We start from the raw sequence: 25,173 nt of genomic DNA, 5'->3' as shown, positions 1-25,173 counted from the left end.
GTTATTGTCATGATAATATCTGTCCGCTTTTTCGGACGCGACAAGACGTCACCTTATAACCACGGGAAATATTGAGAGAACGGAATCATATGCGCAGTCGTATGCAGGGACCAGTCGTGCGCTGGTTGGGAGTTGGTATGTTGGCCATGGCCATGGCGATGCTGGCCGGGTGTGGTGGCGGTGGCAGCGACAGTGCGGCGCCGCCCGTGGCTGCCGTGCCGCAGCCTGCCATCCTGTTTGCCGGTGCCGTGTCGGCGGCGGCGGAAGGCGCCGACGCCATCGGCAGCATGGGCGCGCAGATTGAACTCGATGCAGGCGGCAGCAAGGACGCTGACGGCGGTGCACTGAGTTTTGCCTGGAGTATCGTGGACAAGCCGACTGGCAGCAAGCTTGCGCTGGGCGCTGCGAATGCCGGCAAGTTGAGCTTTCAGGCCGATGCCATGGGCAGCTACGTATTCAAGTTGCGCGTCAGCAATAGCAAGGGTGGTTTCGCAGAAAAGAATGCTACCGTGCTGGTCAATAATACCGTGCCCAATGCCGTCACCGTCGTGCGCGCCAGTTTTGCGGTGGAAGCGGTGATCAAGCCGGCCGTGGCCGTTTCCATCGGTTCAGGTATCGTCCTGGATGCAAGCAAGAGCAGCGACCCCGATGGCGACACTGTGACGACTACCTGGGAACTGATCGGCAAGCCTGCCGCTAGCACGGCAGCGTTGGTGCCGGGCGAGGCAAGTTCCCGCTTCGTCGTCGACGTGGCCGGCACTTACCAGGTACGTGCCCGCGGCACCGATCCCATGGGGGCATATGCCGAAGCCGTGTATGTATTCGAGGCTGCGAACCGCTCTCCCTACAACAACGTCATTCTCGATACGGTGGCCGTCATCGACCGAGCTCAGCAAACGTCGATCGCTGGCGCGCTGGTGGCGGCGAGCGGTGCGTTGAGCTATGACGAAGCTGGTGCGGCATTGCGCTACCAGTGGGCGCTGGAAAGCCGTCCGGCAGCATCGGTGGCAGCGATTGCCGCTCCGGCATTGTCACAGCTGACATTTACCCCGGATGTGGCGGGCGCCTACGTATTGTCGTTGACGGTGAACAATGGCAGGGTGTCCAATACGGCGTACCTGAAATTGAATGTTCTGGCGTCGGTGCCGGCAGTTACTGCGCTGAACTTCAAGCCTGAGCATGCCCGGTATAGCCGCTCAATGGACCGCTTGGTCGTGGTGGCCGGTCATCGCGACGCATTGAAGATCATCCATCCTTTGACGGGTGTCATGAAGTCGGTGATATTACCTGCAGCTGGCAAGTCCATGAACCTCAGCGCCAATGGCAAGCTGGCCGCGGTGTTGCATGAAGGTAGCGTCAGCCTGGTCGACCTGGAAGCGGCGCAGATCGTGCGCACGATGCCAACAGGCGGTGCGCACACGGAAGTGGTGCTGCGCGATGATGGCATTGCCTACTTTTTCGGACAAGCGGGGGGGCAATGGGTGCGGCCGGGTGTCGTGTCGTTGAACCTGTTCACCGGCGCCGCGCTCACGCAGATCGATTATGCCAACGGCCAGTTTTACGGCAACATGCGGGGTGTCTTCGTTGACTCGAAAAACAAGGCACTGGTCATATCGGATGGCCTGAGCCCCACTGATATCAGTTACTTCACGGTTGACCCGGTCAGCGGCGCATTGCTGGGCAGCGGCGATTCGCCATACCATGGCGATTATGCGATGAGCGGCCCATTGCTCTTGTCTTCGTCTGAGCAACTGGTCTTCACGGCCGAAGGCACCTATTTCGACACCGATACATTGCGCTATGTTGGTAACCTCGGCCTGGCAGGTAAATTGCAATCAATCAGCCAACTGGACACGCGTGGCGAAGCGCTCGTCATGCAGAAAATATATCAATACAATACCTACCCTTTCCCTGTCTCTTATCAATCCAGCTATAAGCGCTTGAGCGTGGCGGGGCAGCTCCTGTCTGCTGATGCGGATATCGGCTTGCCAGCGATTGGCGGACAGCCCAGTTATGGCATCAGTATTTTTCATAGCAGCAATGGTAGCCATGTAGCGCTGGTACAGACGGGTAGTGCGTTGGTGACCGCGCCTGGTTTGCAATACTATCTGGTATATCGCTGATTGTAGACCCTGGCGGGCAGGCAATGCTGGCCCGCCTCATCCTAAGGAGCTCGCCTATGTCTTCACGTTATCCAGATCGCCGCGGTTTGATGGCGGCCTTGGCCGCTTTTGCATTCTTTACCCCTCAGGCCCACGCCGAACTGCAAGCCACGGGCGAGCCGCCCGCCGCCAAGCAGGGCTGGAAGGCCGAGACCGTCGCGCAGGGCGTGCGCCAGCCGTGGGGCATCGCCTGGCTGGGCGAGGGACGCGCGCTCGTTACCAGCAAGCAGGGCACCTTGCATCTGCTGAGTGGCAAGAAATTCGAGGATGTTGCGCTGGAAGGCATGCCCAAGGTGTTTACGGGCGGGCAGGGCGGCCTGCTCGATATCGTGCTGCATCCGCAGGATGCGGGCAAGGCCCAGCAACGCGTGTACATGACGGTGTCGACGGGCACCAATGACGCCAACCGCACGACCCTGGTGCGCGGCATGTTCGATGGCAAGAAGGTGACGGGCATCCAGACGCTGTTCAAGGTCGCCACGGACAAAAGCGGCGGCCAGCACTTCGGTTCGCGCCTGCTGTGGCTGCCGGATGGCACTTTGCTGATGAGCGTGGCCGATGGCGGCAATCCGCCGCTGCGCATCGGTGACCGCCTGGCGCGCGAGCAGGCGCAAAACCTGGCCACGCACCAGGGCTCCATCATGCGCCTGACGGAAGAGGGCAAACCGGCGCCCGGCAATCCGCTGGCGGCCAAGGGCGCCTTGCCGGAAATCTGGTCGTATGGCCACCGCAATGTGCAGGGGCTGGCGCTCGATCCCGTCTCGGGACGCGTGTGGGCCACGGAACACGGTCCGTACGGCGGCGATGAGATGAACCTGGTGGTGGCGGGCGGCAACTACGGTTGGCCACTGCAAAGCTATGGCGCCGACTACACGACGCATGAACCCGTCGGCAAGCATGAAGTGACGGGCATGCTCAATCCGAGCGTGGCCTGGGTGCCGTCGCCGGCGCCGTCAGGGCTGGCTGTCTACACGGGCGACAAGATTGCCGCTTGGCGCGGCAGCATTTTCAGCGGTGGCCTGGCCGCCAAGGATATCCGCCGCATCGCCGTCGATGCGAACGGCAAGGTGACGGGGCAGGACCGCCTGGCCATCGGCGCGCGCGTGCGCGACGTGCGCCAGGGGCCGGACGGCTACCTGTATGCGCTGACCGATGAAGACAATGGCCGCTTGCTGCGCATCGTGCCGCAGTAACACAGCAGGAGCCGTCTTCGCTTAAGATGGCGCCTTTACTACATTCAAGGTGGCGGCATGGCCCGTGATACTTATGCATACCGGCACGTCGCCGTCGAATCGCGCGCCATCCATGGCCGCGTGGAAATCCGCCCGGTGCCGGGCCAGGCCTTTTCGCCGGAGCTGGCCGTGCAGTGTTCGCGTCGCCTGGTCGACGTGCAGCGTTACCCGCTGGGCAGCCGTTTTTTACTCTTTGCCAAGCTGACGGACCGCCTGGGCGGCACGCCCTTCCTGTATGCGTATCACGGCGACGCGGACGTGGTGATGACGCCGGCCGAAGTGACGAAATTTCTTGGCGAATTCCGCCGCGGCCGCATCTGATTCCTACGAGGCAATGCAGGCCGCGCCGGCCTTGGCGCTGGCCCGCGGCTTGCCGAAGACGGCGATCGTCAAGCCGCAGCCGAGGGCGAACAGGCCGCCCACCACCATCGCGCTCGATACGCCCAGCCGGTCGACGGCCATGCCTCCCAGCAACGCGCCCGACGCCAGCGACACTTGCACGATGGCGACAAACAGTGCGCTGCTGCCTTCCATCAGCTGCGGCGCCGCCTTGAACATCCACGTCTGCACGGCGATCGGCATTGCGCCGAAACCGAAACCCCAAACGGCCACCAGCAACATGGCGGTGAGCGAATGGCTGCCGAACGCGGCCAGGGCCAAGGTGGACAGGCCCAGCACGGCGCCCGTCACCATCAGCGCGGCCCGTTCGTAGCGGCCGGCGGCCCAGCCGCCCACGAGGTTGCCGATGAAGCCGGACGCGCCGTACACGAGCAGCATGGCGCTGACCGTGCCGGCCGCCAGGTGCGAGATTTGCGTGAGGAACGGCGCGATATACGTGTAGGCGGCGAACTGGCCCGTGAAGAGCATGGCCGTGGCGATCAGGCCCAGCCTGGCCTTGCGGATGCCGAAAATCATCGGCAACTGGCGCAAGCGGATGGCTTGCGTCGGTGGCAGCTTGGGCAGCAGCAGCAACTGGCCTACGAAGACCAGCACGGCAATGGCGCTGGCCGCGCCGAAAGCCACTCTCCAGCCGACCAGGTCGCCCACCAGCGCGCCGGCCGGCACGCCCGCCACCGTGCCCAGCGAGACGCCGGCGAAGATGATGGACATGGCGCGCGACGCGTGCTGCGGCGCCACCAGGCGCGGGCCGATGGCACTGCCGATGGCCCAGAAGCCGCCCACGCCGACGCCCAGCATGGCGCGGCCCAGCAGGATGGCACCGTAGGACGGCGCCAGCGCCACCAGCAGGTTCGATGCGACCAGCAGGGCCGTGAGGGCCAGCAGCACGATGCGGCGGTCCAGGCGGCCCGAACCGACGGTGACGAAGATGGCGGCAAACGCGGCAACGATGCCGGGCGTGGTGATCATCAAGCCCGCCTGGCCCTTGCTGATGGCCAGTTCGGCGGCCATGGCGGGCAGCAGGCCGACGGGCAGAAATTCGGAGGTGACGAGGGCGAAGGCGCCGATGCCGACCGATAGGACGGCCAGCCATGGCGCCACGGTGGTGTCGTCGCTGGTAGCGTTGGAAGGTATGTGCATAGGGGTTCCTGAAAAGCCGGGAGGTTTTTAACCGGTCGGTATATAATCAGGGCAGGCAGACATTGTTGTCAATAATTTTTTACCGAACGGTATGAAACAAGATAAAAAAGAGGCAGTAGCCAAGGCGAAAACGGGGCGGCCACGCACCTTCGACGCGGAAGAGGCGCTTGATTGCGCCATGAAAGTGTTCTGGGAAAAAGGCTATGAGGGCAGTTCCCTGCCGGAATTGACGAAGGCCATGGGCATGAACCGGCCCAGCCTGTATGCCGTCTTCGGCAACAAGGAGCAATTGTTCCACAAGGCGCTCGAGCGCTACAGCGACACGCGCATGCGGTTTTTCGATGCGGCGCTGGAACAGCCGACGGCGCGCCAGGTGGTGGAAGCCTTGCTGACGCAGTATGTCGACGCGCAAACCATGCCCGATGGGCCGCATGGCTGCATGGGCGTCAATGCGGCGCTCGCCTGCAGCGACGATGCCTTGCCGATCCGCGATGAACTGTTCGCGCGTCGGTTGCGTGGTGAAATCAAATTGCGCGACCGCTTGCGGCGCGCCAAGGAAGAGGGAGATTTGCCGCCCGCTTCCTGTCCCGAGCAGCAGGCGCGCTTTGTCGTGACCTTGTCGCAGGGCATGGCCATCCAGGCGGCGGCCGGCGTATCGCGCGAGCAATTGCAGCAAATGGTGGGATTGCTACTGCGCAATTGGCCGATGTAACTACCCTGTCGGGGCGATGGTCTTGGCCAGGTCGCTGGGCGCCTTGCGCCGCCAGGCGGCCGTCAGGGCGGCGGCCAGCATGTCCAGCTCGGCGTCCGCCAGGCACACCGTGATACCCGCCAGCCGTTCGCCCCACCACAGTTTTTCGCAGCCCGATGGCGTGATGACGGTGGCGATGTGCGCCGCTTCTGCATCGAGCAGTACGTTGATGTGCTCGTCATCTGGCAGGGTGGCAAAGATCTTCCCGCCCACGCGGAAGGCCGGACGGTCGTGATGTTCTTCCTCGGTGGTGTCGGGAAACGACAGTGCCAGATAGCGTAGTTCTTCCAGGTCGACCATTCCTCTTTCCCCCTGTTCGGATAGATAGCAGCGTGACTACATTTTGCCATGCTGTTTCGCCGCGTGGTGCAGCGGCATGCGAAAAGAAATGCGCAAGATGCGACACTGGCGTGCACGCTTGTGGCGCTTGCGCGACAGGTCCCGCTACCGCAGCAGGGGCAAAGTGCCCGTGCAGCCACGATTGTTCAGCTTGTTTTAGTGTGCTTATCATAAAAATATCTTACATGACTAAAAGAAAAATACTTTTCTTCCAGGGAATTTAAGATAGAATAGATTCAACGTTTTACCTGACCCGTCAACTGTCTGGTTTTGTCCCGGGAACCCGAACCCTTTCCAGGACGCTTGCAGTGCCGCCATGGCACGCCGCAAGGCCGCGATGTTTTGCGGAAGCCACGCCCCCGACCGCTCATCCTTGCAATTCTTGCGCTACGCCGACACGCCTCAATGCAGCGTGTATTCAGCTCAAGCGCCTTCACGTCTGTTGCGCCCGTTGAATACTTATTGACTGGATACCCATCATGAAAAATTTGCCTAAAATCGCCCTGTCCCTGATCGCTGCTGGTGTGTTTGCCCACGCGAACGCCAGCACTATCAACGTGTCCACCGCTTATTTGAATGATGGCGTGGCGCTGGACGTCAAGAGCAGCGAGCTGTGGTGGGCTGGCAACGATAATAGCAGCAGCCTGCTCCTCGCCGGTTCGAGCATTTTGTCGGAAGGCAACCATACCTTGAGCATCGATGGACTGGAAAACTGCTGCGATGGCGGCCAGCAAGTCCAGTTCGCGGCGGACAACAGCAATTTCGCCAGCTTTTCCAGTGCCGATGGCCCGGTACCGGACTTGTCGGAACCGAGCTCCTACGCCATGCTGCTGACCAGCCTGGCCTTGCTGGGCTTCACGGCGCGCCGTAGGCAGGACGACAAGTTCTAAGCGCAAGTTGTAGGCAACGAGACTGCGCGCGCCTCGCGGCGCGCGTAAAAAGCCCGCCGGTCTGTCAGGACACGGCGGGTTTTTTTCATGCGCGTTGTCAGTCGCCGCTGTCTTCGTCTTCGTCGGCACCCTTGGCCGCCTTGCCGCGCTCGGCGTCGACGGCGCGCTGCAGGCTGGCCGCATCGCGGAAGAAGGCGTCCGTCGTGTGATCGGGGCTCAGGCGCAAGGCCGGCGGGTAGATCACCGACATGTACGTCTCGTCGGCCAGGCGGCCGCTGGTCTGCAGGTTGCTCAGCAGGATCAGGGTCGAGCCGAGGATGGCCAGCACGACGGCGACGAGGCCGAAGCGGCGCGGGTGCTGCGGTTTGATCGTGCACAAATGATAGTAGATCATGACGCAGACGATGACGATGAACATATGCCGTCCGTAGCGCGTCAGCACTTCCAGCGACAGCGCATACGCCGCCACATTGCTGCCCAGTTCCCACACTTCCATGGCCAGCAAGCCGCAGCCGATGATGAACAGGTGGCGGCCGAGGCGCGCCACACGGCCAAACAAACGGTTTGCCACGGCCCAGATCGACGCCCACACGAGGCCGCCGGCCAGCGCGGTGGCGATGATCATCAGGTAGGAAATCGGGTCGAAGGCGTTTGCGTCGCCGAGCCAGTTGCTGAAGGCGGCCGAAGCGCCGATCATGGCCAGGCCGGCGACGGCAGGGCGCAAGCCTTCCCAGTCGTGCCTGGTCGTGTCGCCCAGTTCGGGCGCCACCGGCTGGTCGCTGGCGCGCATGCGCAAACGCGTGTGGCCCAGGCGCACGATGCTGTTGCCGTTCAAGGCCACTTGCAGTTGCCGTTGTCCCCGGTGGATCACGCCATTCTGGCTGCCCAGGTCGCGCAGCAGCAGGCCGCCTGCGCCGTCGTCTTCGACGATGGCGTGCGCGGCTGCCGTATGCGCATCGTCGAGGATGAAGTCGTTGTCGTAGCCGCGGCCGATGCGGATCGGCAGCGACTCAATCCGCTGGCGTTGCCGCACTTCGCCATTCTCGGCAAGGATTTCGATGAAGTACGGTGCTTTCATGGCTTGCGGCTGCTTTCCCGCGACAGCGCTTCGAGGAAGGTGCGCGTGACGCGCATGCCGTTGGCGTAAGACACGCCGCGCGCGTCGATGCGGCTTTGCAGGCTCATGAGTGGATCATCGGTGCTGGCGGCCAGCAGGGCAAAATCGTACAGGCCGGTAAACTTGCGGTAGGCGCGCACGCACAGGACGGCGCGCAAGGGCAGTGTCTTGTTCTTGACGAACTGTTCGGTGCAATGGGGGCCCGTCTGGTGCGCGCTCTTGTAGCTGCCGAAGCTTTCATTCTTGAACGAGGCGCTGGCCAGCTCGGAAAAGCGCAGCGCGCCCAGTTCGCTGCTGCGCAAAAATTCATGACGCATCGACACTTGGCCCGTCTGCAGGGCGCCGGAGATGAAGATGGCCGATTCCATGGCGCAGCTGGTGTTGTCGAGCATGTAGGGCTTGTCGGACTTGACGGTGGAGCGGCCCCAGCAGCGCATCTGGTCCGACTCGCGCACGGGCACGCGATATGGGCCCATGGCTTTCAGGCTCAACGGCGTGTCGAGCAGGCGCGCCAGCATGACTTCCTGGTGCGCCAGCAGCTGCGCCGTCACCAGCGGCTTGAAGTCCTTCGGCGGCTTGCCTTGCTGGGCCACCTTGGCCAGCAATTGCTGGGCATAGCGGGCGGGCACGAGAAAGCTGACGAGTTCACCATCGAGGCGTTTCGAGACATTGATGCCGGCGACGTCGCCATTCGCCGTGACGCTGGGGCCGCCGCTCATGCCGGAATTGATCGGTCCCGTAAACATCAGCTGGTCATAGAAGCTGCGCGTGACGACGCCGTTGTACGAGCCTTCCGAGATGGCGAAGCCCAGGTCCAGCGGATTGCCCATCGAATACAGGTACTGGCCCTGCGTCAGGGGCGCCAGCGCTTCCGGCATCTTGAAAAAACCCGTGCCATGGCGGTTCACGCGCAGCACGGCCAGGTCATGCAGCACGTCGACGGCCAGCAATTCCACATTGCCGCGCTGGCCGCTGGTGTCGACCCATTCGCCCACGTAGGTGTCCGGATCGAGTGCGAATTGCGACACGACGTGATAATTGCTCACCACCAGGTCGCCCGTGCCGATTAAAAAGCCCGAGCCGACCGACGACTGCGTGCGGCCGTTTTTCAGCAGCACGCGTACTTGCAGGATGTCGGCGCGCGCGGCCGTGTACAGCTTTTGCGCGGCAGACGAAGGCGGCGGGAGGGCCGCATGTTCGGTGGCGGCGGGCGCGGCGGTGGCCGGCGGCGGTTTGGCGGGGGACGTCGAAGCGGTGGGGGGCGCGGCTGGCGCAGGGGCCGGGACCGCGTGTGCGCCTGCGGCAGCGCACAGGCTGGCCAGCAAGAAGGCGTAGTTAGATAATTTCATGCATCCTTTGTGCGTGAGCAGGAGCGAAGCGGGCGCGGGCCGGCGCCCAGGCGACGCGCCGCCGCGCGCCGGCCCGGGAATTACAGGGCGCCGTCTTCCAGCGCCGGCGCCGTTTCCGGCGTCATCATGTGACCGAGCTTGCTTTGCTTGGTATTCAGGTAGTGCTGGTTGAAGGCGTTGCGGTTCACCAGCAGCGGCACCCGTTCGGCCACCGTGATGCCCAGCGCTTCCATGGCGGCGATCTTGCGCGGGTTGTTGGTCATCAGGCGCAGGCTATGGATGCCGAATTGCGCAAACATGGGCTTGCACAAGGTGTAGTTGCGCGCGTCGGCCTTGAAACCCAGCTGTTCATTCGCCTGCACCGTGTCGGCGCCCGCTTCCTGCAGGCGGTAGGCGCGGATCTTGTTGATCAGGCCGATGCCACGCCCTTCCTGGCGCAGGTACAGCAAAATGCCGCGACCTTCCTCGGCGATGCGTTTCAAGGCGCCTTCGAGTTGCGCGCCGCAGTCGCAGCGTTGGGAAAACAGCACGTCGCCTGTCAGGCACTCGGAATGCACGCGCGCCAGCACCGGTTCGCCGTTGCCGATATCGCCCAGCACCATGGCCAGGTGTTCCTTGCCTGTGGCGTGCTCGACAAAGGCGTGCAAGGTGAACTGGGCCCACGGCGTCGGCAGTGCGCAGGAAGTCGTGTAATCCAATTCGCCTGTCGCCAGGAGGTCTGCGCCGCTTTGCATGGTTGTGCTCATATATGTAATTATCAAAAATAAAAGGCGCGCGACACCACTCCGGTGCCGGCGCGCCTTGCCATCATACCAAAAAGCAGGGAAACGTTTTCCCTGGCTGCCATTCGGTTGTTGCAATGTCTGGTGATAAGCCTTACTTAGGGGCACTTCCTCCTTTTACAAGGTGAATTGCTGGCTTTGCCTGGCGGATGCCGCCGCCAGGCACGGGTCATCAGCTGCCGATGCGTCCGCCGTCGTTCTTGGTGATCACGATGGTGGCCGAGCGGGGACGCTTGCCGGCGCCATAGCCGGCGTTGGCCGGCCACTGGCTCGTGTATTTGGACGGATCGCCGATATTGGCCAGCGCAGTGTTTTCGCCCGGATGCTGGATGTTGATGAACATGGTCTTGCCGTCGGGCGTTTCACTGATGCCCGTGATTTCCGAGCCGACCGGCCCCACCAGGAAGCGCTTGAGCGTGTCGGCCGTGGGTTTCTTGCCGATGAAGGTGTCGACCGCGAGGTTGCCGCCGGCCGCCGTGGCGTAGTTCAGGGTGGACTTTGCGCCGTCGCCGACCTTGCCGGGGATGGCCGCCAGCATCATGCAATTGGTGACATCCGTGTACGCGCCATCGTCGGTCTGGATCCAGCAAATGCCCGTGTAGGGGCTGAAGGCCAGGCCGTCGGGGCTCGAGAAATCCTGGTCGGCCGTCAGGTTCGACAGGTTGATCTTGCTGGCGTCGGCGCCGCTCTCGGCGCCAAACAGGTAGACATCCCAGCTAAAGCTGGTGGCTGCGGCCGCGCCCGTGCCTTCCTTGAAGCGGATGATGTGGCCATTCGGATTACCGTTCTGCGCGCTGCTGCCTTTCATGTCCGTGTAGGCGCGTGGATTGGCGCTGTCCGGCGCCAGCTGCGACGAACCGCTCGGATTGACGGTGCGGTTCGAGTTATTGGTCAGCGTGTAGTAGATCTCGCCATTGGCCGGGTTGACCGAGCACCATTCCGGACGGTCCATCTTCGTCGCGCCCACGGCGTCGGCCGCCAGGCGGGCATTGACCAGCACATCGGCCAGGTCGGCGAACTTGTAGGCGCCATATGCCTGGATCAGCGCGTTCGACATGGCCAGCTCGATCCACTGGCCCGTGCCGTCGGCGGCCAGCTTGGCCACGTACAGCTTGCCCGAATCGAGGTATTTGTCGCCGGTGGCCATGCGGTCGGCCGGGTTGGCGTCCGCGGCGGCCCAGACGGCGGTCGTGACGAATTTGTAGATGTATTCGTTGCGCGAATCGTCGCCCATGTAGACGGCCAGCTGCTGGCCCACGGTCGGGACGCTGAAGGCGGCGCTTTCGTGCGCGTAGCGGCCCAGCGCCGTGCGCTTGCGGATGGCTTTGGTTTTGTCGTACGGGTCCATCTCGACGATGTAGCCCATGCCGTTCAATTCATTGCGGTAGTCGTCGCTGCCGTTGGTCGAGGCGCCGATCTTGCTCAGGTTCCAGCGCGCGTACTTGTCGTCGCTGCCGCCCGTTTCCCAGCCGTGGCGCGAGGCGCCGCCCTGGCTGCGGCCATAGCGGTTCAGCGAAGCCACGGACTTGTCGCCGCGCGCCGCATTGTCGGTGGCCGAGCGCGTGAAATAGCCGGCCCAGTTTTCTTCGCCGGAGAGGTAGCTGCCCCATGGCGACTTGCCCGTGCCGCAGTTGTTGATGGTGCCGCGCGTCTTGGTGCCGGTCGGCGAATACTTGGTCACCACGAGGGCGTTGCCGCGTACCGGACCGGCAATCTCGATGTCCGTCAGCGGCGTGACGCGGCGGTTGAAAGCGGAATCGTTGACGGTGGCCCAGGCGCTGCCCGTCTTTTTGACTTCCACCACGCTCAGGCCGTGGACGGCCACTTCCTTGTCGACTTCGGCGGCGGGGCGCGGCAGCGAGGTGGTGCCGCCATTCACGTGCAGGAAGTGCGAGGACAGTTTTTCGTCGGTGGTTGCTTCGTGGTTCATGGCCAGCAAGCCCCGTTCGGCGCCGGACGCCAGCGGTGCACCGGCGGCGGAGAGGCCGTAGTATTCCATGCCGTCATGGTGGTCGCCGGCGCGGTTATCGAAATCGGTATCGCTGCCGTCGTTCTTGTAGGCCGGTGTGGCTGCGCGCAGCGAGTCGCCCAGCGCATACAGGGCAGTGGCCGTGTAGCCGGCCGGCACCGACACGACGTCGGCCAGGCTTTTCGGCACGGCGGTGAAGGCCAGCAGTTTTTCGGGTGTCGGCGTCGGTGTCGGCGTGACGGCGGCTGCATCGCTGCCGCCGCAAGCGGACAGACCCATCGAACCCATGACGGCGGTAGCGGCCGTGACGGCGCTGCCGCGCAGCCAGTTGCGGCGGCTCAGGCGGGCGTTCAGGATGTTGTTGAAATGGTTGTCGTGGGACGCGTTGCTGTCAATGTCGTTCAGATCGGTGGCGCTGATGGCCAGATCGTTGGGCTTGTTCATGGGCTGCGATGTCCTGTGGTTGCGTGATTTAAAGGCAACCGCATGATAGTCAGCGTATGTGACCACGCCATGTCAACTCGATGACAAGATGGTGACAGGCAGCCCTCGGCCTTATTTGACCTTGCGAAAACCGCGCTCCACCAGCAACAGCATGCCGCCGAAGATGGACAGGTTCTTCAGGAAGTTCGTCAGCTGATCCTGGAAGTGGGCCGCATCAGCGCTCCAGAAGGCGTGGAAGATCAAGGTGGTGGGGATCAGGAACAACGCCAGGGCCAGCGCCGCCCAGCGCGCCTGCCAGCCAGTAATCAGCAGCAGGCCGCCGCCCACTTCCAGGACGATGACGCCCACCAGCAAGATATTGGCGATCGGCAAACCCTGGCTGGCCATGTAGCCGGCCACGCCCGCAAAGCCGCCGATTTTCAGCAAGCCCGAGACAAAGAACAGCATGCCAAGGGCGGCACGGCCGAGGGGGAGCAGCAGATCAGTGTTATTTTTCATGTTAATCCAATTGTTTTTATCAAGATTTAAGGTTGACTTGCGGTGCCTGGCAAAACCGTAGCGAGCGGCAGTGATTTATGGCCAAGAAGCGCAACCGTACTTTAGTACGGTGAGCATCGCAGGCCGCAAAGCGCAACGCGCAGTAGGTTTGGCCAGGTACCATCATTTAGGCAAGTCGAAGACGAGTACTTCAGCGTCTTCTGCTTGCGTCAATGTCACGGCCGCTTCCTGCGTCAGTTTCAGCGCATCGCCCGCTTTCAAGGGCGTGCCGTTGACCACCAGGCTGCCGCGGATCAGGTGCACATAGGCGAGGCGGCCTTCGTCGAGTACATGTTCGGCCTGTTCGCCTTCCTGCAGGATGCTGGCGTAGATGGCTGCATTCTGGTGGATCAGCACGGAACCCTGGCGGCCGTCGGAGGAGGCGATCAAACGCAACTTGCCCCGTTTGCTTTCCGGCGTGAAGTGTTTCTCTTCATAGCTGGGTGGAATGCCTGTCACGTTTGGCTGGATCCAGATCTGCAGGAAGTGCAAGCCATCCGTTGCCGAGTGGTTGAACTCGCTGTGGCGCACGCCGCTGCCGGCGCTCATGCGCTGCACATCGCCGTAGTGCAGGACGGAGCCCGTGCCCATGCTGTCCTTGTGTTCGAGCGCGCCGTCGAGCACATATGAAATGATTTCCATGTCGCGATGGCCGTGCGTGCCGAAACCCTGGCCTGGCGTGACGCGGTCTTCATTGATCACCAGCAGGGGGCCAAAGCCCATGTGCAAGGGATCATGGTAGCTGCCGAAGGAAAAGCTGTGGTGGGAATTGAGCCAGCCGTGGTTGGCGGCGCCGCGTTCTTCGCTATGACGAATCTGTAACATGGTGGACTCCGTTTCTAAAGGTTAATGTGCGATAATTTCGAAGGACCGTTGCCTGGCGCTACGCCGTGGCTTCTTTTCTGCCCTTCGCTGTACGATGGAGAAAGTATAGGCCCCTGCGCAGAGAAAGAAAAACGGAAAATATTGCGACCTATGATCGAAAAAATCGAATGTTAAGACTCAGCCTGGAAGCCCTGCAAATCGTCGACGCCATTGACCGCCGCGGATCGTTCTCGTCGGCCGGCAAGGAGTTGCATAAAGTCCCGTCCACCATTTCCTATACGGTGGCCAAGCTGGAAGACGACCTGGGCGTGCAAGTGTTCCAGCGCAATGGCCCGAAAGTCATGCTGACGGCGGCCGGCCAGGAGTTGCTGAAAGAGGGCCGCTATTTATTGAAGGCGGCCCAGGACCTCGAGCACCGCGTGCGCCGGGTGGCGTCCGGCTGGGAAACGGAATTGTCCATCGGTATCGATTCCATGTTTTCCGCCGTGGCTCTGGCCGACGACGTGCGCGCCTTTTACGACGTGGCGCAGCAGACGCGCTTGCGCCTGTCGCAAGACACTCTGTCGGGCACCTGGGAAGCGTTGCTGGATCGGCGGGCCGACTTGCTGGTGGGTGCGCCCGGCGACGGGCCGGCGGGCGGCGGTTATATCGCGCAGCCGATCGGCATGCTCGACTTCGTCTTTGCCGTGGCGCCCACGCATCCGCTGGCGCAGGTGCCGGAGCCCTTGTCGCGTGGCCACCTGCAGCAGTACCGGGCTGTGGTGGTGGCCGATTCGGCGCGCCAGATGGCGCCGCGCACGGTGGGGCTACTGCTGGGACAAGATGCCTTGAGCGTGCCGAACATGCAGGTCAAGTTCGACTACCAGGTGCTGGGGCTGGGTTTTGGTTTCCTGCCGGGGCCATGCGCCCGCGCCGCCATCGCGCGCGGCCAGCTGGTGGAAAAGGCCGTGGAAGAGCCGAAACCTTCGGAAACGTTTTACCTGGCATGGCGCGTGGGCGAGGATGGCGCCGCGCTGCGCTGGTGGATGGCGCGCATGCGCGAACCGGATGTGTTTGCACGCCTGGCGCAGCATCTGCCGGGCCATTCGGCGTAGGTCTTAAAATGTTGACATACGCCAACATTTTTAAGTTACCATATTCACAGTATTTCCCGCCCGACCTCCACGCCCCATAGTGGGATTTTGATGATTACATACACCGCCGCGCCCCTGAAAGTTTCCCTCGACCTGGCCCAAGAGTGGGGTTGCCATGCTTGAGGCGAAGGTTGCGCTGTGCCTGCGCCTGGCCCAGGATGCCCGTGAACAGGCGGGGCCGCAGCAGGCCGCCACCCTGGCGCGGCTGGAGGAAGAACTGGAGCGCTTGCGCGGCGCCAGCCGGCCCGTGGTGCGCGTGGCGCCGGCCGACGCCTTGCTGGAAATCGATCCCGATGGTTTCCTGATCGGCTGGAACCATGGCGCCGAACAGATGTTCGGCTATTCCGAACTGGAAGCACTGGGCCAGCATATCCTGTTTTTGTATCCGGAAGACGACGCGGAAGCGAGCGTGCTGGAACTGCATTTCACCCAGGGCGACGTGGCCACCGATGTGCGCCGGCGCAAGAAGTCGGGCATGGTGACGTGGCTGCGCATGCACCGCCACGTGATCCACGACCAGGCGGGCAAGGCTTGCGGCATGGCCGTGCGCCTGTCGGCCATGAGCGAGCCGCTGTCCGACGTGGACAAAGTCAAATTGCACGCGCGCATCATCGAAGACAGCGAGCAAGCCGTGCTGATCACGGATGCGGAAGAGCGCATCGTTTCGATCAACAGTTCCTTTAGCCGCATCACCGGCTACTCGCCGGCCGAAGCCATCGGCCGCACGCCGGACTTGCTGCGCTCGGGCGTGCACGATCCCGACTTCCGCGCCAAGGTGCGCGCCGCCATGCGTGGCCACGGCTCCTGGCGCGGCGAAATCATCGGCAAGCGCAAGAATGGCGAACTGTTCCCGCAAGACGTCACCATCAGCGTCGTGCGCGACGAGTTCGGCGAAATCAGCCACGTGTTTTCCCTGTTTTCCGATATCTCAGTGCACAAGGATGCCGAAGCGCGCATGCAGCGCATGGCCAACTACGACAGCCTGACGGGCTTGCCCAACCGCTGCCTGCTGAATCAATTGGTGGACCAGGGCCTGGCCGAAGCGAAACGGCAGGGCACGCATGGCGCACTGATGGTCATCGACATCAGCCGCATCGGTTCCATCAGCGACACGCTTGGCCATGAAGTGGGCGACCAGCTGGTGATCGCCATCGGCCAGCTGTTCCGTGGCGCCCTGCGCGACGCGGACATCCTGGCGCGGGTCGACAACAGCAAGTTCGTCGTGGCGCTGTTGCATATCGAAAAGCGCGAACACGCGGCGAATGTAGCGCAAAAGCTGCTCAACCTGCTCGAAGCGCCGATCAATATCGACACGCACGCGCTGCATGTGGGCGCCAGCATCGGCATTACCGTGTATCCGGAAGATGGGCTGGAAGCGCCGGCCCTGTTCCGTTTTGCCGACGTGGCCGTGGCCAAGGCGGGGCAGACCATCGAATCGACCTTCCTGTTTTACCGCGAAGACATGAACCGCAGGGCCAAGGAACATTTGCGCCTGGAAAGCGAGATGCGGCTGGCGCTGGGCGACAAGGAGCTGGAATTGCATTACCAGCCGAAAGTGAGCCTGGCCAGCGGGCGCATCGTGGGCGCGGAAGCCTTGCTGCGCTGGAAGCATCCGATGCGCGGCATGGTTTCGCCCGGCGTCTTCATCCCCGTCGCCGAGGAAACCAGTTTAATCCTGGAACTGGGCACCTGGGTGCTGGACGAGGCCTGCCGCCAGATCCGCAGCTGGGAAGACCGTGGCCTGCACATGCCGGCCATCGCCGTCAACCTGTCGGCGCGCCAGTTCGATGAACAATTGCCGGCGCGCATAGCGGCCGTGCTGGAACGCTATGGCGTGCGGCCCGACCAGATCATGCTGGAAATCACGGAAAGCCTGTTGATGCGCGGTGCCGACAAGGTGATCGACATCATGAACCAGCTGGTGGCCATGGGCCTGGCGCTGGCGCTGGACGACTTCGGCACCGGCTATTCCAGTCTCGCCTACCTGAAGAAATTCCCCATCAGTACCTTGAAAATCGACCGCTCGTTTGTCATCGGCTTGCCGTTCGAGGAAAACGATTGCGCCATCGCCCGCGCCATCGTCACCATGGCGCAGCAGCTGCGCCAGGAAATTGTCGCCGAAGGGGTGGAAACGGCCGAGCAGATGCGCTTCCTGCGCGAACTGGGTTGTGACCAGCTGCAAGGATATCTGTTCAGCCCGGCCGTGCCGGCGGCCGAATTCGAGCTGATGCTCGATGAAGGCCGGCAATTGCGCCTGGAAGCGCTGGTTTGAGCGGCGGCGCTCAGACGCGCAGCAATCCGCGAAAGCCCCGGCCCGCATAGTACGACTCGGCGCCATTGTGGTAGACGAAGACCTGCTCATAGCGGCGGTCGCAAAACAGGGCGCCGCCCAGCGCCCGGATACTGTCCGGCGTCGCAATCCAGCTCGAGGTTTTCTGGTCGAACGGTGCCAGTGCCTGCAACTTGCGGTACTGGTCTTGCGTCAGCAATTCGATGCCCATTGCCTGCGCCATGGCCATGGCACTGCCGGCTGGCTTGTTGGCCTTGCGCGCGGCCAAGGCCGCGGCATCGAAACACAGGCTGCGCCGGCCCATCGGGCTTTCTGCTGAGCAATCGCAAAACGTGACGGCGCCCGTCTCGCCGGCGTGCGCGATGACGTCCGGTTCGCCGCCCGTGTCTTCCATTGCCTGCAAGACGGCCAGGCTGGCGGGAGCGGAGTTCAGGCGGGACAGCACTGCATCCCAGCTCAGGCCGGCATGGCGGTGCATATGCTGGGCGAAGCGCGCTTGCAAGGTGCTGATCAGCGCATCATGTGCGGTGGATTTCATCAGTGGCTCCCTGGAAATTGAATGCAACAAGCCGATTATAGGATGCGATGCGGCCGGGCGGCGCTCATCCCAGCTTCACTTTTTCCAGCAGGTAATCGAGCATCACGCGCACGCGGGCCGGCACTTGCAAACCCGGCCCCACGAAGACGGCGTGCACGAGTTCCTTGTCGCCCGGATTGTAGTCCTGCAGCAAGGGTATTAAATGACCTTGCTCGATATCGCGCTGCACGTGCTGGCGCGAAAAACGTCCCAGTCCCATGCCTGCCAGCACCAGCTGGCGCATGCTTTCGCCATCGCTGACGCAGGTATTGCCTTGTGGCGTCACCTGCATGGTGTTGCCCGCCTCATCGAGGAAGGGCCAGGTTTCGTTCTGGCAGCGGAAGTTGAACGCCAGCAGATTGTGCTGCGATAGCTCCTGCGGCGTGCGCGGGAGGCCGTGCCGCGCCACGTAGGCAGGGGCAGCGACGACGACCATCGCGTCTTCGCCCAGTTTGCGCGCCACCAGGTTCGACTCCTTCAGCTTGCCCGTGCGGATGGCGATGTCGGTGCGGTCTTCCAGCAAGTCAACGATGGCGTCGCTGACGACCACGTCAAGCACGATGTCGGGATAGCGCAGCGCGAACTCGGGCAGGATGGGCAGCAGATGGCGCACGCCGAACGGCACGAAACAGTTGATGCGCAAGCGCCCGCGCGGCGCCGCCCCTTGCGCCGCTTCGCGCTCGGCGCCGTCGATATCGTCGAGGATGCGCTTGCACTGCACGAAGAAGGCATCGCCCTCGGGCGTGGTGTGCAGCTGGCGCGTGCTGCGCTGGAGCAAACGTGCGCCGAGCCGCGTTTCCAGGCGATTGACGAGCTTGCTGACGGCCGATGGCGTCAGGGCCAGGCGGCGCGCGGCGGCGGAAAAGGCCCCCGTTTCCACCACGGCCACAAACACGGCCATCTCGAACGCCCGGTTGATGTCTTGCCTGGCCATTATTGAATCCATTTCACAGGTGTTTTCATTATGAGAGTCTATATCAAAAGTATTTCTCTGGATACACTGGCTGAATTGAACTATTTGTTGGAGCCATCATGACCACCGCAAGCCCTGTTTCCACTTCAGCCAGCAAGATGCCGCCCGGCGTGCTGGCGCTGGCCGTCGGCGCCTTTGCCATCGGCGTCACCGAATTCATCGTCGTCGGCATCTTGCCGACCATCGCCAAGGATTTGCATATTCCCATCGAATCGGCCGGCTCGCTGGTCAGCCTGTACGCGCTGGCGCTGGCCATCGGCACGCCGCTGCTGGTGCTGTTGATGTCGCGTTTGCCGCGCAAGGCTGCCTTGCTGGGCCTGATGAGCGTGTTCCTGGCCGGTAACTTGCTGGCCGCCTTTTCCCACACGTTTGAACTGTTGCTGGTGGGGCGGGTCATTACGGCCGTGGCGCACGGTACCTTCTTTGCCATCGGCGCCACCGTGGCCGCCAGCCTGGTCAGCAAGGCGCAGGCGGGCAGGGCGATTTCCGTGATGTTTGCGGGATTGACTTTGGCCATGGTGATTGGCGTGCCGTTCGGCAGCTTCCTCGGCAATTTGATGGGCTGGCGCTTGCCCTTCTTTGCCGTGGTGGTCCTGGCCGCACTGGGCCTGGCGGCCATGGCGCGCTGGCTGCCGGCAGGTTTGCCGCAAGGCAAGGGAGGCAAGGCCATGACGCAGCTGGCGGCCCTCGGCAGTGGCCCCATCCTGACGATGATGGCGATTACGACGTTCGGCTTTGGCAGCAGCTTTGCCGCCTTCACGTTTATTACGCCCATCCTGACGGATGTGACGGGCTTTTCCGCCACCATGGCCAGCGCCTTGCTGATCGTCTTTGGCGCCGCCACCTTTGCCGGCAACTTGGCGGGCGGCTACCTGACCAGCCACCTGGGCTGGCAAAAAGCCTTGCGGGTGATGTTGCTGTTGCTGGCTGCCACGCAAGCGGGCGTGGCGTTGAGCATCGCTTCGCCCTCGATGATGACGGTGATGCTGTTCGTCTGGGGCGTGTTCGCCTTCGGCCTGTCGCCCGCCCTGCAGGCCGGCATGCTGGCCACGGCCGAGCGCTACACGCCGCAAGCCGTCGATTTCGCTTCCGGGCTGAACATTTCCGCGTTCAACCTCGGCATTTCCTTCGGCTCCATGCTGGGGGCGCTGATGGTCTCGCGCCAAATGATGGCGTCGTCACCGTGGGCTGGCGTGGCCGCTGCTTTGCTGGCTCTGTTGCCGCTGGCGTGGCTGGCGCGCCGCAACCTGGCGTCCCATGTGGCGGGGGCGGCCGTGCACTGAGGTTCAGGTATGCACGGCGGCGGCCGGCGCCCGTTTCTGGCGCTGCGCCATATAGGAACTGCCCATGGACGCGGCCATGATCATGGCGATGGCCAGCCATTGCCCGGCCCCCAGGCGCTCGTCGAGCAGTAGGTACGCCAGCATGGCGGCCACGGCCGGCTCCATGCTGCTCATGATGCCGAAGGCTTGCGGCGTCAGGCGTTTCAGGGCCACCATTTCCAGCGAAATGGGAATGGCGCTGGAAAGGAGGGCCACACCCAGCCCCACGGCCAGTACCACCGGCGAGAGCAGGGCGGCGCCGCTATGCGCCACGCCCACAGGCACCACCACCAGCGCGGCCATGGCCAGGCCCAGCGAGACGGAATGGCCCGCATGCAAATGGCTGGCGCGCTTGCCGAAGATGATATAGGTGGCCCAGCAGACGGCGGCACCCAGCGCGAACAGCACGCCGGTGGGATCGAGCTTGCTGACATCGTGGCCGAGCGGCAGCAGCAGTGCCAGTCCCGCCACGCCCAAGGCCACCCAGACAAAGTCGAGCGGGCGGCGCGAAGCCAGCAGCGCGACGGCCAGCGGGCCGGAAAACTCGATTGCCACGGCGATGCCGAAGGGTATCGTGCGCAGCGCCATATAGAAGCACAGGTTCGTCAAACCCAGCGCGGCGCCATACAGGGCCACGGTGCGCAGGTCGGCGCGGCTCAGCTGCCAGCGCCACGGGCGCCAGAACAGCAGCAGCAACAGGGCGGAAAAGCCCACGCGCACGGCCGTCGTGCCTTGCGCGCCCACCAGCGGGAACAGGCTGTGCTTGGCCCATGAAGTGCCCAGGCCCAGGCAGGTGACGGAGCCGAGGATGGCCAGCAGGGGAATAAACGAGGAATAGCGGCGTAATGGCATGGTGATAAAAGGCTTGATATCGGAATAGCGAAAGTTTATTGTGTCTGCTCCGATATTTGCACTGCATTTTGACCTCCATGACGCAACTTTCGCTCACACCTTCCCTTGCCCTGGACGCCTTCGACCTGGCGATCCTGGACATCTTGCAGCGCGATAACACGACCTCGCAGCGCGAAATCGCCCAGGCCGTGCACCTGTCCGCGCCGGCCGTGCAGCGGCGCATCCGCCGCCTGCGCGAGAGCGGGGTGATCCGTCATGAGGTGGCCGTGCTTGACGCGAGCCGCCTGGGCCGCCCCCTGATCTTGACGGTGGAAGTGCATTTGCACGACGAGCATCCGCAGCGCACGGCCGGCATGCGCGCGCGTATCATGGCCGAGCCTGCCATACAGCAGTGCTACGGCATCACGGGCGAGGCCGATTACCTGCTGATCATTACCGCCAGCAGCATGGCCGAATACGAGGCGCTGACGGAGCGCCTGTTCGGCGGCGATGACAATATCCGGCGCTATCGTACCTCGGTGGCACTGACTTGCCTCAAGATGGGCTTGCACGTGCCGCTGGGATAGAGAAAAGGCCAGACAGATGAGCATATCCAAAAGCAGGCAAGCCGCCATGACGGCAGCCATGCCCGCCAGCCTGCGCACCGCCGTTGCTCCTTATGACTGGACGCGCGACAGCATCGGCGAGTCGGGCGCCGCCGTCTACCACCTGCATGGCAGGGACGGTGCGCCGGACCTGTACCTGAAGCACGGCAGGGCTGTTACCGCCGCCGACATCGCCGACGAGGCGGCGCGCCTGCGCTGGCTGGCGCAGTACCTGCCCGTGCCGGCGGTGGTCCAGTTCGCGCGCGTCGCAGGCCCGGATCAGGCATGGCTGCTGATGACGGCCCTGCCGGGCGCAACGGCGTCCCAGGTGCTGGAGGCGAACCCTGCGCTGGGCCTTGCCGTGGTCGATGCGCTGGCCGCCTTCCTGCGCCGCCTGCACGCGCTTCCCGTGAGCGACTGCTCGTTCGACACCGGCCCTGCCGTTCGGCTGGCCCAGGCGCGCCAGCGCATCGATGCGGGCCTGGTCGATGCCGACGATTTCGATGCCGGTAGGGAAGGCTGGACGGCGGAGCAGGTGTGGGTGGCGTTGCAGGACTGCCTGCCGATCACGCCCGACCTCGTCGTCACGCATGGCGATTTCTCGCTGGAGAATATCCTCCTGCAGGAAGGCGCCGTCGTCGGCTGCCTCGACGTGGGACGGGCGGGCATCGCCGACCGCTACCAGGACCTGGCCATCGTCTGGCGTGCTCTCGGTGAGTTGGACGCCGCGCTACAGCAAAGGTTTGTTGAGCAATATGGGCTCCTTGATATCGATCAAGGCAAGCTGCAATTTCACTTGCTGCTCGACGAGCTGTTCTGAATGTCACCAGCCATCACGGCGGTGGCAGCCTACGGCTCCTCGCGCTCGGCATCGCGTTCGCGGCAGCTTAATGACGCGTAATGGCCTTTGGGCATCCGGGTCTTGATCGCAACCTCGTTCAATGCATGCCGGATATCGACAGGGTCGGTCAAGGTGCAGCGCTGGGCGCGGGCGAACGCTTGCAGCTTTTGCGTGTTGCCGCGCACCCTGACCGTGACGCCGGCGCCGGGGCTGACGCAGCAGCCGATGTACTGCGAGATGTATTCTTCTTCGATGAGTACCAGTTCATGTCCCATGAAGCTTGCCGGCTTCTTCAGCAGGTAGTAATCGGTGTAATCGAAGCGCTGCTTGGGGTACTTGCCGAGGTAGCCTTCGCGCATGTAGGCTTGGATGGCCTTGCCCGAGGTGCCCACTCTGTCCGTCGTGCCCTTTTTCAGGTGCAGGGCATGGAGCAAGCCCATTTCGAGCCCGGGATCGGTAGCGGCGAGGGCGCTGGCGCAACTGGCGGCGAGCAGAAGAGCGCCGAGCAGGCGGCGGGTGCGGCATTCAGGCATGGCAGTGATTGCTTGCATATATTTCACGCGAAGAGGAGAAGAGGCGCAGTGTAGCGCACGCCACGCGGCACGCATGGCACAATGCGTGATTCGCATGCCACTGACCCCAGGACTTTCATGACCCGCGCCCTCCTTGACGAAACCCAGATCCATCCCGCCGCCCGTCCTTTGATCGGCAGCAAGCACAAGGACATCGTGCGCGAAGTGCAGGCGGCCATCGCCGCGCATCAGGTGGTGGTGGTCGGCATGGCGCTCAATCCGTTTCCGCGCAAGGCGCGCAAGATCCTCGACGTGCTGGGCACGCCCTACCAGTACCTGCAATACGGCAGCTATCTGAACCAGTGGCACCGCCGCAATGCCTTGAAAATGTGGACGGGTTGGCCCACGTTTCCCATGATTTTTGTCAACGGTGTGCTCATCGGCGGCGCCAGCGAGCTGCAAAAGCTGGTGGAAAATGGCGAGTTCAGCGCCATGCTGGCGAAGAAAGTGCGCCAGTTTTAAGACCTGTCTTGCGCTCCTTACTCGCCCGGCCGCCACGGCGACTTGCGCGTGCGTAAGGGGTCGAGCAAGCCGCGCAAATCGTTGTGGTCGAGCTCGTACATCAGCGCAATTAAACTACCCAGTTCGCCCGAGGGGAAGCCCTCGCGCGCGAACCAGCCCAGGTAATGGCCCGGCAAGTCGGCCAGCAAGCGCCCCTGATATTTCCCATATGGCATTTCGCGCGTGACCAGCAGCGCCAGTTTTTCTGAATTCATGCGACAGCTCCGTAATCGATCGATGCAGTGTAGCAGAACACAGTACTGTTGAATTCAGCGCAAGTATCTTCTGCCTGGAGAGGTATTTTTCGAAATAAAGAAAACCCCGATACTGCATTCCAACATCTTTTATCGGAGTTTGTCATGCCCATTGCCTTGCTCGCGCTGACCCTCAGCGCATTTGCCATCGGAACCACCGAGTTTGTCATCGTGGGGCTGTTGCCCACCATCGCCGCGGACCTGGGCGTCAACTTGCCATCGGCCGGCCTGCTGGTCAGCCTGTATGCGCTGGGCGTCGCCGTCGGCGCGCCCGTCCTGACTGCCCTGACGGGCAAGATTCCCCGCAAGACCCTGCTGCTGTCGCTGATGGTCTTGTTCACCCTGGGTAACTTGCTGGCCTGGAAATCGCCCGGCTACGAAACCCTCGTCATCGCCCGCATCCTGACGGGGCTGGCGCATGGCGTGTTCTTTTCCATCGGCTCGACCATCGCCACCTCGCTGGTGCCGAAGGACAAGGCGGCCAGCGCGATTGCCATCATGTTTACGGGCCTGACCGTGGCCCTGGTGACGGGCGTGCCGCTGGGCACCTTCATCGGCCAGCATTTCGGCTGGCGCGAAACCCTCCTCGCCGTCTCGGCCCTGGGGCTGGTGGCGTTCATCGGCAGCTTGCTGTACGTGCCATCGAACATTGCCCACAGCAAACCGGCGTCCCTGCTGCAGCAAGTGCAGGTGCTGGGCCAGCCGCGCCTGATGCTGGTGTACGCCATGACGGCCGTCGGCTATGGCGGCTCCTTCATCGCCTTTACGTATCTGGCGCCGATCCTGCAACAAGTGTCGGGTTTCAGCGCCGGCGCCGTGGGCGTGGTGATGCTCGTGTATGGCGTGTCCGTGGCGTTCGGCAATATCTGGGGCGGCAGGCTGGCCGACAAGAAGGGCCCCGTGCGTGCCCTGAAATTGATTTTCTTGCTGTTGGCGGCCGTCTTGCTGCTGTTGACCTTCACGGCGCCGCATCCCGTGCTCGTCGTCATCACCGTGCTGCTGTGGGGTGCCGTCGCCTTCGGTAACGTGGCTGGATTGCAAGTGTATGTGGTGCAGCAGGCGGAGCACTTCACGCCCCGCGCCGTCGACGTGGCCTCGGGCCTGAATATCGCCGCCTTCAACCTGGGCATCGCCGGCGGCGCGTGGGGCGGGGGCCTGATCGTGGAACACCTGGGTCTGGTGCACACGGGCTGGATCGGCGCCCTCGTCGTGCTGGGTGCGTTCGGCTTGACGGCCTTGAGCGGCCGGATGGATCGGCGCTATCCGCTTCCCGTGCGCAGCGGCGGCGAGAAGTCGATTCATGCGGTGGGGCACTAAGCCGGCGTGGTCTACAAGTAA

At 63.2% G+C, this 25,173-nt stretch carries 25 protein-coding genes; 12 read left to right on the top strand and 13 right to left on the bottom strand.

Going from position 1 to position 25,173, the window contains the following annotated elements:
- Positions 1–137: 137 nt before the first annotated feature.
- From ACQ4WY_RS05940 to ACQ4WY_RS05930, 3 genes are read left to right on the top strand one after another with little or no spacing between them, the layout of a single operon-like run.
- Positions 138–2,123, top strand: a complete 1,986-nt coding sequence (locus tag ACQ4WY_RS05940; protein WP_436503216.1) for a PKD domain-containing protein — start codon at positions 138–140, stop codon at positions 2,121–2,123.
- A gap of 56 nt (positions 2,124–2,179) precedes the next feature.
- The gene (locus ACQ4WY_RS05935) at positions 2,180–3,355 is read left to right on the top strand and encodes a PQQ-dependent sugar dehydrogenase (protein WP_436503215.1); all 1,176 of its coding nucleotides are present in this window, start codon (positions 2,180–2,182) and stop codon (positions 3,353–3,355) included.
- Positions 3,356–3,412: 57 nt separating this feature from the next.
- Positions 3,413–3,715 carry a hypothetical protein gene (locus tag ACQ4WY_RS05930; RefSeq protein WP_436503214.1) on the top strand — a complete coding sequence of 101 codons (303 nt, stop codon included), beginning with the start codon at positions 3,413–3,415 and terminating at the stop codon, positions 3,713–3,715.
- A 3-nt stretch (positions 3,716–3,718) separates the two neighbouring features.
- Here the strand turns inward: ACQ4WY_RS05930 and ACQ4WY_RS05925 are convergent, their stop codons facing one another.
- Positions 3,719–4,933 carry an MFS transporter gene (locus ACQ4WY_RS05925; protein WP_436503213.1) on the bottom strand — a complete coding sequence of 405 codons (1,215 nt, stop codon included), beginning with the start codon at positions 4,931–4,933 and terminating at the stop codon, positions 3,719–3,721.
- Between the two features lie 91 nt (positions 4,934–5,024).
- Here ACQ4WY_RS05925 and ACQ4WY_RS05920 point away from each other — a divergent pair, with 91 nt between their 5' ends.
- Positions 5,025–5,645, top strand: a complete 621-nt coding sequence (locus ACQ4WY_RS05920) for a TetR/AcrR family transcriptional regulator (RefSeq protein ID WP_436503212.1) — start codon at positions 5,025–5,027, stop codon at positions 5,643–5,645.
- Here ACQ4WY_RS05920 and ACQ4WY_RS05915 read toward each other — a convergent pair whose 3' ends face one another.
- On the bottom strand, positions 5,646–5,984 hold the full coding sequence (locus ACQ4WY_RS05915; protein ID WP_131687304.1) for an MmcQ/YjbR family DNA-binding protein: 339 nt from the start codon (positions 5,982–5,984) through the stop codon (positions 5,646–5,648).
- 518 nt (positions 5,985–6,502) lie between these two features.
- Here ACQ4WY_RS05915 and ACQ4WY_RS05910 point away from each other — a divergent pair.
- Positions 6,503–6,913, top strand: a complete 411-nt coding sequence (locus ACQ4WY_RS05910) for a CCXG family PEP-CTERM protein (protein WP_353660768.1) — start codon at positions 6,503–6,505, stop codon at positions 6,911–6,913.
- 97 nt (positions 6,914–7,010) lie between these two features.
- Here the strand turns inward: ACQ4WY_RS05910 and ACQ4WY_RS05905 are convergent, their stop codons facing one another.
- The 6 genes from ACQ4WY_RS05905 to ACQ4WY_RS05880 form a co-directional block, all read right to left on the bottom strand.
- The gene (locus ACQ4WY_RS05905; RefSeq protein ID WP_436503211.1) at positions 7,011–7,991 is read right to left on the bottom strand and encodes an FHA domain-containing protein; all 981 of its coding nucleotides are present in this window, start codon (positions 7,989–7,991) and stop codon (positions 7,011–7,013) included.
- Positions 7,988–9,379 carry a S1 family peptidase gene (locus ACQ4WY_RS05900; RefSeq protein WP_436503210.1) on the bottom strand — a complete coding sequence of 464 codons (1,392 nt, stop codon included), beginning with the start codon at positions 9,377–9,379 and terminating at the stop codon, positions 7,988–7,990. The genes ACQ4WY_RS05905 and ACQ4WY_RS05900 overlap by 4 nt, the downstream gene beginning before the upstream one ends.
- 80 nt (positions 9,380–9,459) lie before the next feature.
- Entirely contained in the window at positions 9,460–10,113 is a 654-nt protein-coding gene (gene ribA, locus ACQ4WY_RS05895) for a GTP cyclohydrolase II (protein WP_070224093.1), read from the bottom strand.
- A 220-nt stretch (positions 10,114–10,333) separates the two neighbouring features.
- Positions 10,334–12,574: a PhoX family protein gene (locus tag ACQ4WY_RS05890; protein WP_436503209.1), complete on the bottom strand. Its 2,241-nt coding sequence runs from the start codon at positions 12,572–12,574 to the stop codon at positions 10,334–10,336.
- 111 nt (positions 12,575–12,685) lie between these two features.
- Complete coding sequence (locus ACQ4WY_RS05885; RefSeq protein WP_436503208.1) at positions 12,686–13,072, bottom strand: DoxX family protein; 387 nt, start codon at positions 13,070–13,072, stop codon at positions 12,686–12,688.
- Between the two features lie 162 nt (positions 13,073–13,234).
- Positions 13,235–13,936 carry a pirin family protein gene (locus tag ACQ4WY_RS05880; protein WP_436503207.1) on the bottom strand — a complete coding sequence of 234 codons (702 nt, stop codon included), beginning with the start codon at positions 13,934–13,936 and terminating at the stop codon, positions 13,235–13,237.
- A 167-nt stretch (positions 13,937–14,103) separates the two neighbouring features.
- Here ACQ4WY_RS05880 and ACQ4WY_RS05875 point away from each other — a divergent pair, with 167 nt between their 5' ends.
- Positions 14,104–15,030, top strand: a complete 927-nt coding sequence (locus ACQ4WY_RS05875; RefSeq protein ID WP_436503206.1) for a LysR family transcriptional regulator — start codon at positions 14,104–14,106, stop codon at positions 15,028–15,030.
- A 154-nt stretch (positions 15,031–15,184) separates the two neighbouring features.
- Entirely contained in the window at positions 15,185–17,341 is a 2,157-nt protein-coding gene (locus tag ACQ4WY_RS05870; RefSeq protein ID WP_353660775.1) for a putative bifunctional diguanylate cyclase/phosphodiesterase, read from the top strand.
- A 10-nt stretch (positions 17,342–17,351) separates the two neighbouring features.
- Here the strand turns inward: ACQ4WY_RS05870 and ACQ4WY_RS05865 are convergent, their stop codons facing one another.
- Positions 17,352–17,897 (bottom strand): DUF4256 domain-containing protein, encoded by a 546-nt coding sequence (locus ACQ4WY_RS05865; RefSeq protein WP_436503205.1) that lies wholly within the window; start codon positions 17,895–17,897, stop codon positions 17,352–17,354.
- A gap of 64 nt (positions 17,898–17,961) precedes the next feature.
- Positions 17,962–18,870 carry a LysR family transcriptional regulator gene (locus tag ACQ4WY_RS05860; RefSeq protein WP_436503204.1) on the bottom strand — a complete coding sequence of 303 codons (909 nt, stop codon included), beginning with the start codon at positions 18,868–18,870 and terminating at the stop codon, positions 17,962–17,964.
- A 98-nt stretch (positions 18,871–18,968) separates the two neighbouring features.
- Between ACQ4WY_RS05860 and ACQ4WY_RS05855 the strand changes: the two genes are divergently transcribed.
- Complete coding sequence (locus ACQ4WY_RS05855; RefSeq protein WP_436503203.1) at positions 18,969–20,192, top strand: MFS transporter; 1,224 nt, start codon at positions 18,969–18,971, stop codon at positions 20,190–20,192.
- Positions 20,193–20,195: 3 nt separating this feature from the next.
- Here the strand turns inward: ACQ4WY_RS05855 and ACQ4WY_RS05850 are convergent, their stop codons facing one another.
- A complete protein-coding gene (locus tag ACQ4WY_RS05850) occupies positions 20,196–21,083 on the bottom strand; it encodes an EamA family transporter (protein ID WP_436503202.1) in 888 nt (295 codons plus the stop codon).
- Positions 21,084–21,160: 77 nt separating this feature from the next.
- Here ACQ4WY_RS05850 and ACQ4WY_RS05845 point away from each other — a divergent pair, with 77 nt between their 5' ends.
- Both ACQ4WY_RS05845 and ACQ4WY_RS05840 read left to right on the top strand, forming a co-directional pair.
- On the top strand, positions 21,161–21,649 hold the full coding sequence (locus tag ACQ4WY_RS05845; RefSeq protein WP_436503201.1) for an Lrp/AsnC family transcriptional regulator: 489 nt from the start codon (positions 21,161–21,163) through the stop codon (positions 21,647–21,649).
- A 16-nt stretch (positions 21,650–21,665) separates the two neighbouring features.
- Entirely contained in the window at positions 21,666–22,487 is an 822-nt protein-coding gene (locus tag ACQ4WY_RS05840; protein WP_436503200.1) for an APH(3')-I family aminoglycoside O-phosphotransferase, read from the top strand.
- Between the two features lie 29 nt (positions 22,488–22,516).
- On the opposite strand, the gene ACQ4WY_RS05835 is transcribed toward ACQ4WY_RS05840, so the two are convergent.
- Positions 22,517–23,059: a hypothetical protein gene (locus ACQ4WY_RS05835; protein WP_436503199.1), complete on the bottom strand. Its 543-nt coding sequence runs from the start codon at positions 23,057–23,059 to the stop codon at positions 22,517–22,519.
- A gap of 99 nt (positions 23,060–23,158) precedes the next feature.
- On the opposite strand from ACQ4WY_RS05835, the gene ACQ4WY_RS05830 reads away from it, so the two are divergent.
- Positions 23,159–23,542 (top strand): glutaredoxin, encoded by a 384-nt coding sequence (locus ACQ4WY_RS05830; protein WP_436503198.1) that lies wholly within the window; start codon positions 23,159–23,161, stop codon positions 23,540–23,542.
- Between the two features lie 17 nt (positions 23,543–23,559).
- Here ACQ4WY_RS05830 and ACQ4WY_RS05825 read toward each other — a convergent pair whose 3' ends face one another.
- Positions 23,560–23,796 carry a DUF3820 family protein gene (locus ACQ4WY_RS05825; protein WP_071076391.1) on the bottom strand — a complete coding sequence of 79 codons (237 nt, stop codon included), beginning with the start codon at positions 23,794–23,796 and terminating at the stop codon, positions 23,560–23,562.
- Positions 23,797–23,940: 144 nt separating this feature from the next.
- On the opposite strand from ACQ4WY_RS05825, the gene ACQ4WY_RS05820 reads away from it, so the two are divergent.
- Complete coding sequence (locus tag ACQ4WY_RS05820) at positions 23,941–25,152, top strand: MFS transporter (RefSeq protein ID WP_436503197.1); 1,212 nt, start codon at positions 23,941–23,943, stop codon at positions 25,150–25,152.
- Positions 25,153–25,173 lie beyond the last annotated feature (21 nt).

This window comes from Janthinobacterium salmonicoloratum, from assembly GCF_051380845.1.
Classification (GTDB): domain Bacteria; phylum Pseudomonadota; class Gammaproteobacteria; order Burkholderiales; family Burkholderiaceae_D; genus Janthinobacterium; species Janthinobacterium lividum_F.
The sequence above is the reverse complement of the archived record's forward strand: the minus strand, read 5'-3'. Positions and strand labels throughout refer to the sequence as shown.

What these genes read in the sequence shown, in the direction of transcription:
- ACQ4WY_RS05940 (WP_436503216.1), top strand. Translation starts at nt 138, where the DNA reads ATGTTGGCCATGGCCATGGCGATGCTGGCCGGGTGTGGTGGCGGTGGC.
- ACQ4WY_RS05935 (WP_436503215.1), top strand. Translation starts at nt 2,180, where the DNA reads ATGTCTTCACGTTATCCAGATCGCCGCGGTTTGATGGCGGCCTTGGCC.
- ACQ4WY_RS05930 (WP_436503214.1), top strand. Translation starts at nt 3,413, where the DNA reads ATGGCCCGTGATACTTATGCATACCGGCACGTCGCCGTCGAATCGCGC.
- ACQ4WY_RS05925 (WP_436503213.1), bottom strand. Translation starts at nt 4,933, where the DNA reads ATGCACATACCTTCCAACGCTACCAGCGACGACACCACCGTGGCGCCA.
- ACQ4WY_RS05920 (WP_436503212.1), top strand. Translation starts at nt 5,025, where the DNA reads ATGAAACAAGATAAAAAAGAGGCAGTAGCCAAGGCGAAAACGGGGCGG.
- ACQ4WY_RS05915 (WP_131687304.1), bottom strand. Translation starts at nt 5,984, where the DNA reads ATGGTCGACCTGGAAGAACTACGCTATCTGGCACTGTCGTTTCCCGAC.
- ACQ4WY_RS05910 (WP_353660768.1), top strand. Translation starts at nt 6,503, where the DNA reads ATGAAAAATTTGCCTAAAATCGCCCTGTCCCTGATCGCTGCTGGTGTG.
- ACQ4WY_RS05905 (WP_436503211.1), bottom strand. Translation starts at nt 7,991, where the DNA reads ATGAAAGCACCGTACTTCATCGAAATCCTTGCCGAGAATGGCGAAGTG.
- ACQ4WY_RS05900 (WP_436503210.1), bottom strand. Translation starts at nt 9,379, where the DNA reads ATGAAATTATCTAACTACGCCTTCTTGCTGGCCAGCCTGTGCGCTGCC.
- ribA (WP_070224093.1), bottom strand. Translation starts at nt 10,113, where the DNA reads ATGCAAAGCGGCGCAGACCTCCTGGCGACAGGCGAATTGGATTACACG.
- ACQ4WY_RS05890 (WP_436503209.1), bottom strand. Translation starts at nt 12,574, where the DNA reads ATGAACAAGCCCAACGATCTGGCCATCAGCGCCACCGATCTGAACGAC.
- ACQ4WY_RS05885 (WP_436503208.1), bottom strand. Translation starts at nt 13,072, where the DNA reads ATGAAAAATAACACTGATCTGCTGCTCCCCCTCGGCCGTGCCGCCCTT.
- ACQ4WY_RS05880 (WP_436503207.1), bottom strand. Translation starts at nt 13,936, where the DNA reads ATGTTACAGATTCGTCATAGCGAAGAACGCGGCGCCGCCAACCACGGC.
- ACQ4WY_RS05875 (WP_436503206.1), top strand. Translation starts at nt 14,104, where the DNA reads ATGTTAAGACTCAGCCTGGAAGCCCTGCAAATCGTCGACGCCATTGAC.
- ACQ4WY_RS05870 (WP_353660775.1), top strand. Translation starts at nt 15,185, where the DNA reads ATGCTTGAGGCGAAGGTTGCGCTGTGCCTGCGCCTGGCCCAGGATGCC.
- ACQ4WY_RS05865 (WP_436503205.1), bottom strand. Translation starts at nt 17,897, where the DNA reads ATGAAATCCACCGCACATGATGCGCTGATCAGCACCTTGCAAGCGCGC.
- ACQ4WY_RS05860 (WP_436503204.1), bottom strand. Translation starts at nt 18,870, where the DNA reads ATGGCCAGGCAAGACATCAACCGGGCGTTCGAGATGGCCGTGTTTGTG.
- ACQ4WY_RS05855 (WP_436503203.1), top strand. Translation starts at nt 18,969, where the DNA reads ATGACCACCGCAAGCCCTGTTTCCACTTCAGCCAGCAAGATGCCGCCC.
- ACQ4WY_RS05850 (WP_436503202.1), bottom strand. Translation starts at nt 21,083, where the DNA reads ATGCCATTACGCCGCTATTCCTCGTTTATTCCCCTGCTGGCCATCCTC.
- ACQ4WY_RS05845 (WP_436503201.1), top strand. Translation starts at nt 21,161, where the DNA reads ATGACGCAACTTTCGCTCACACCTTCCCTTGCCCTGGACGCCTTCGAC.
- ACQ4WY_RS05840 (WP_436503200.1), top strand. Translation starts at nt 21,666, where the DNA reads ATGAGCATATCCAAAAGCAGGCAAGCCGCCATGACGGCAGCCATGCCC.
- ACQ4WY_RS05835 (WP_436503199.1), bottom strand. Translation starts at nt 23,059, where the DNA reads ATGCAAGCAATCACTGCCATGCCTGAATGCCGCACCCGCCGCCTGCTC.
- ACQ4WY_RS05830 (WP_436503198.1), top strand. Translation starts at nt 23,159, where the DNA reads ATGACCCGCGCCCTCCTTGACGAAACCCAGATCCATCCCGCCGCCCGT.
- ACQ4WY_RS05825 (WP_071076391.1), bottom strand. Translation starts at nt 23,796, where the DNA reads ATGAATTCAGAAAAACTGGCGCTGCTGGTCACGCGCGAAATGCCATAT.
- ACQ4WY_RS05820 (WP_436503197.1), top strand. Translation starts at nt 23,941, where the DNA reads ATGCCCATTGCCTTGCTCGCGCTGACCCTCAGCGCATTTGCCATCGGA.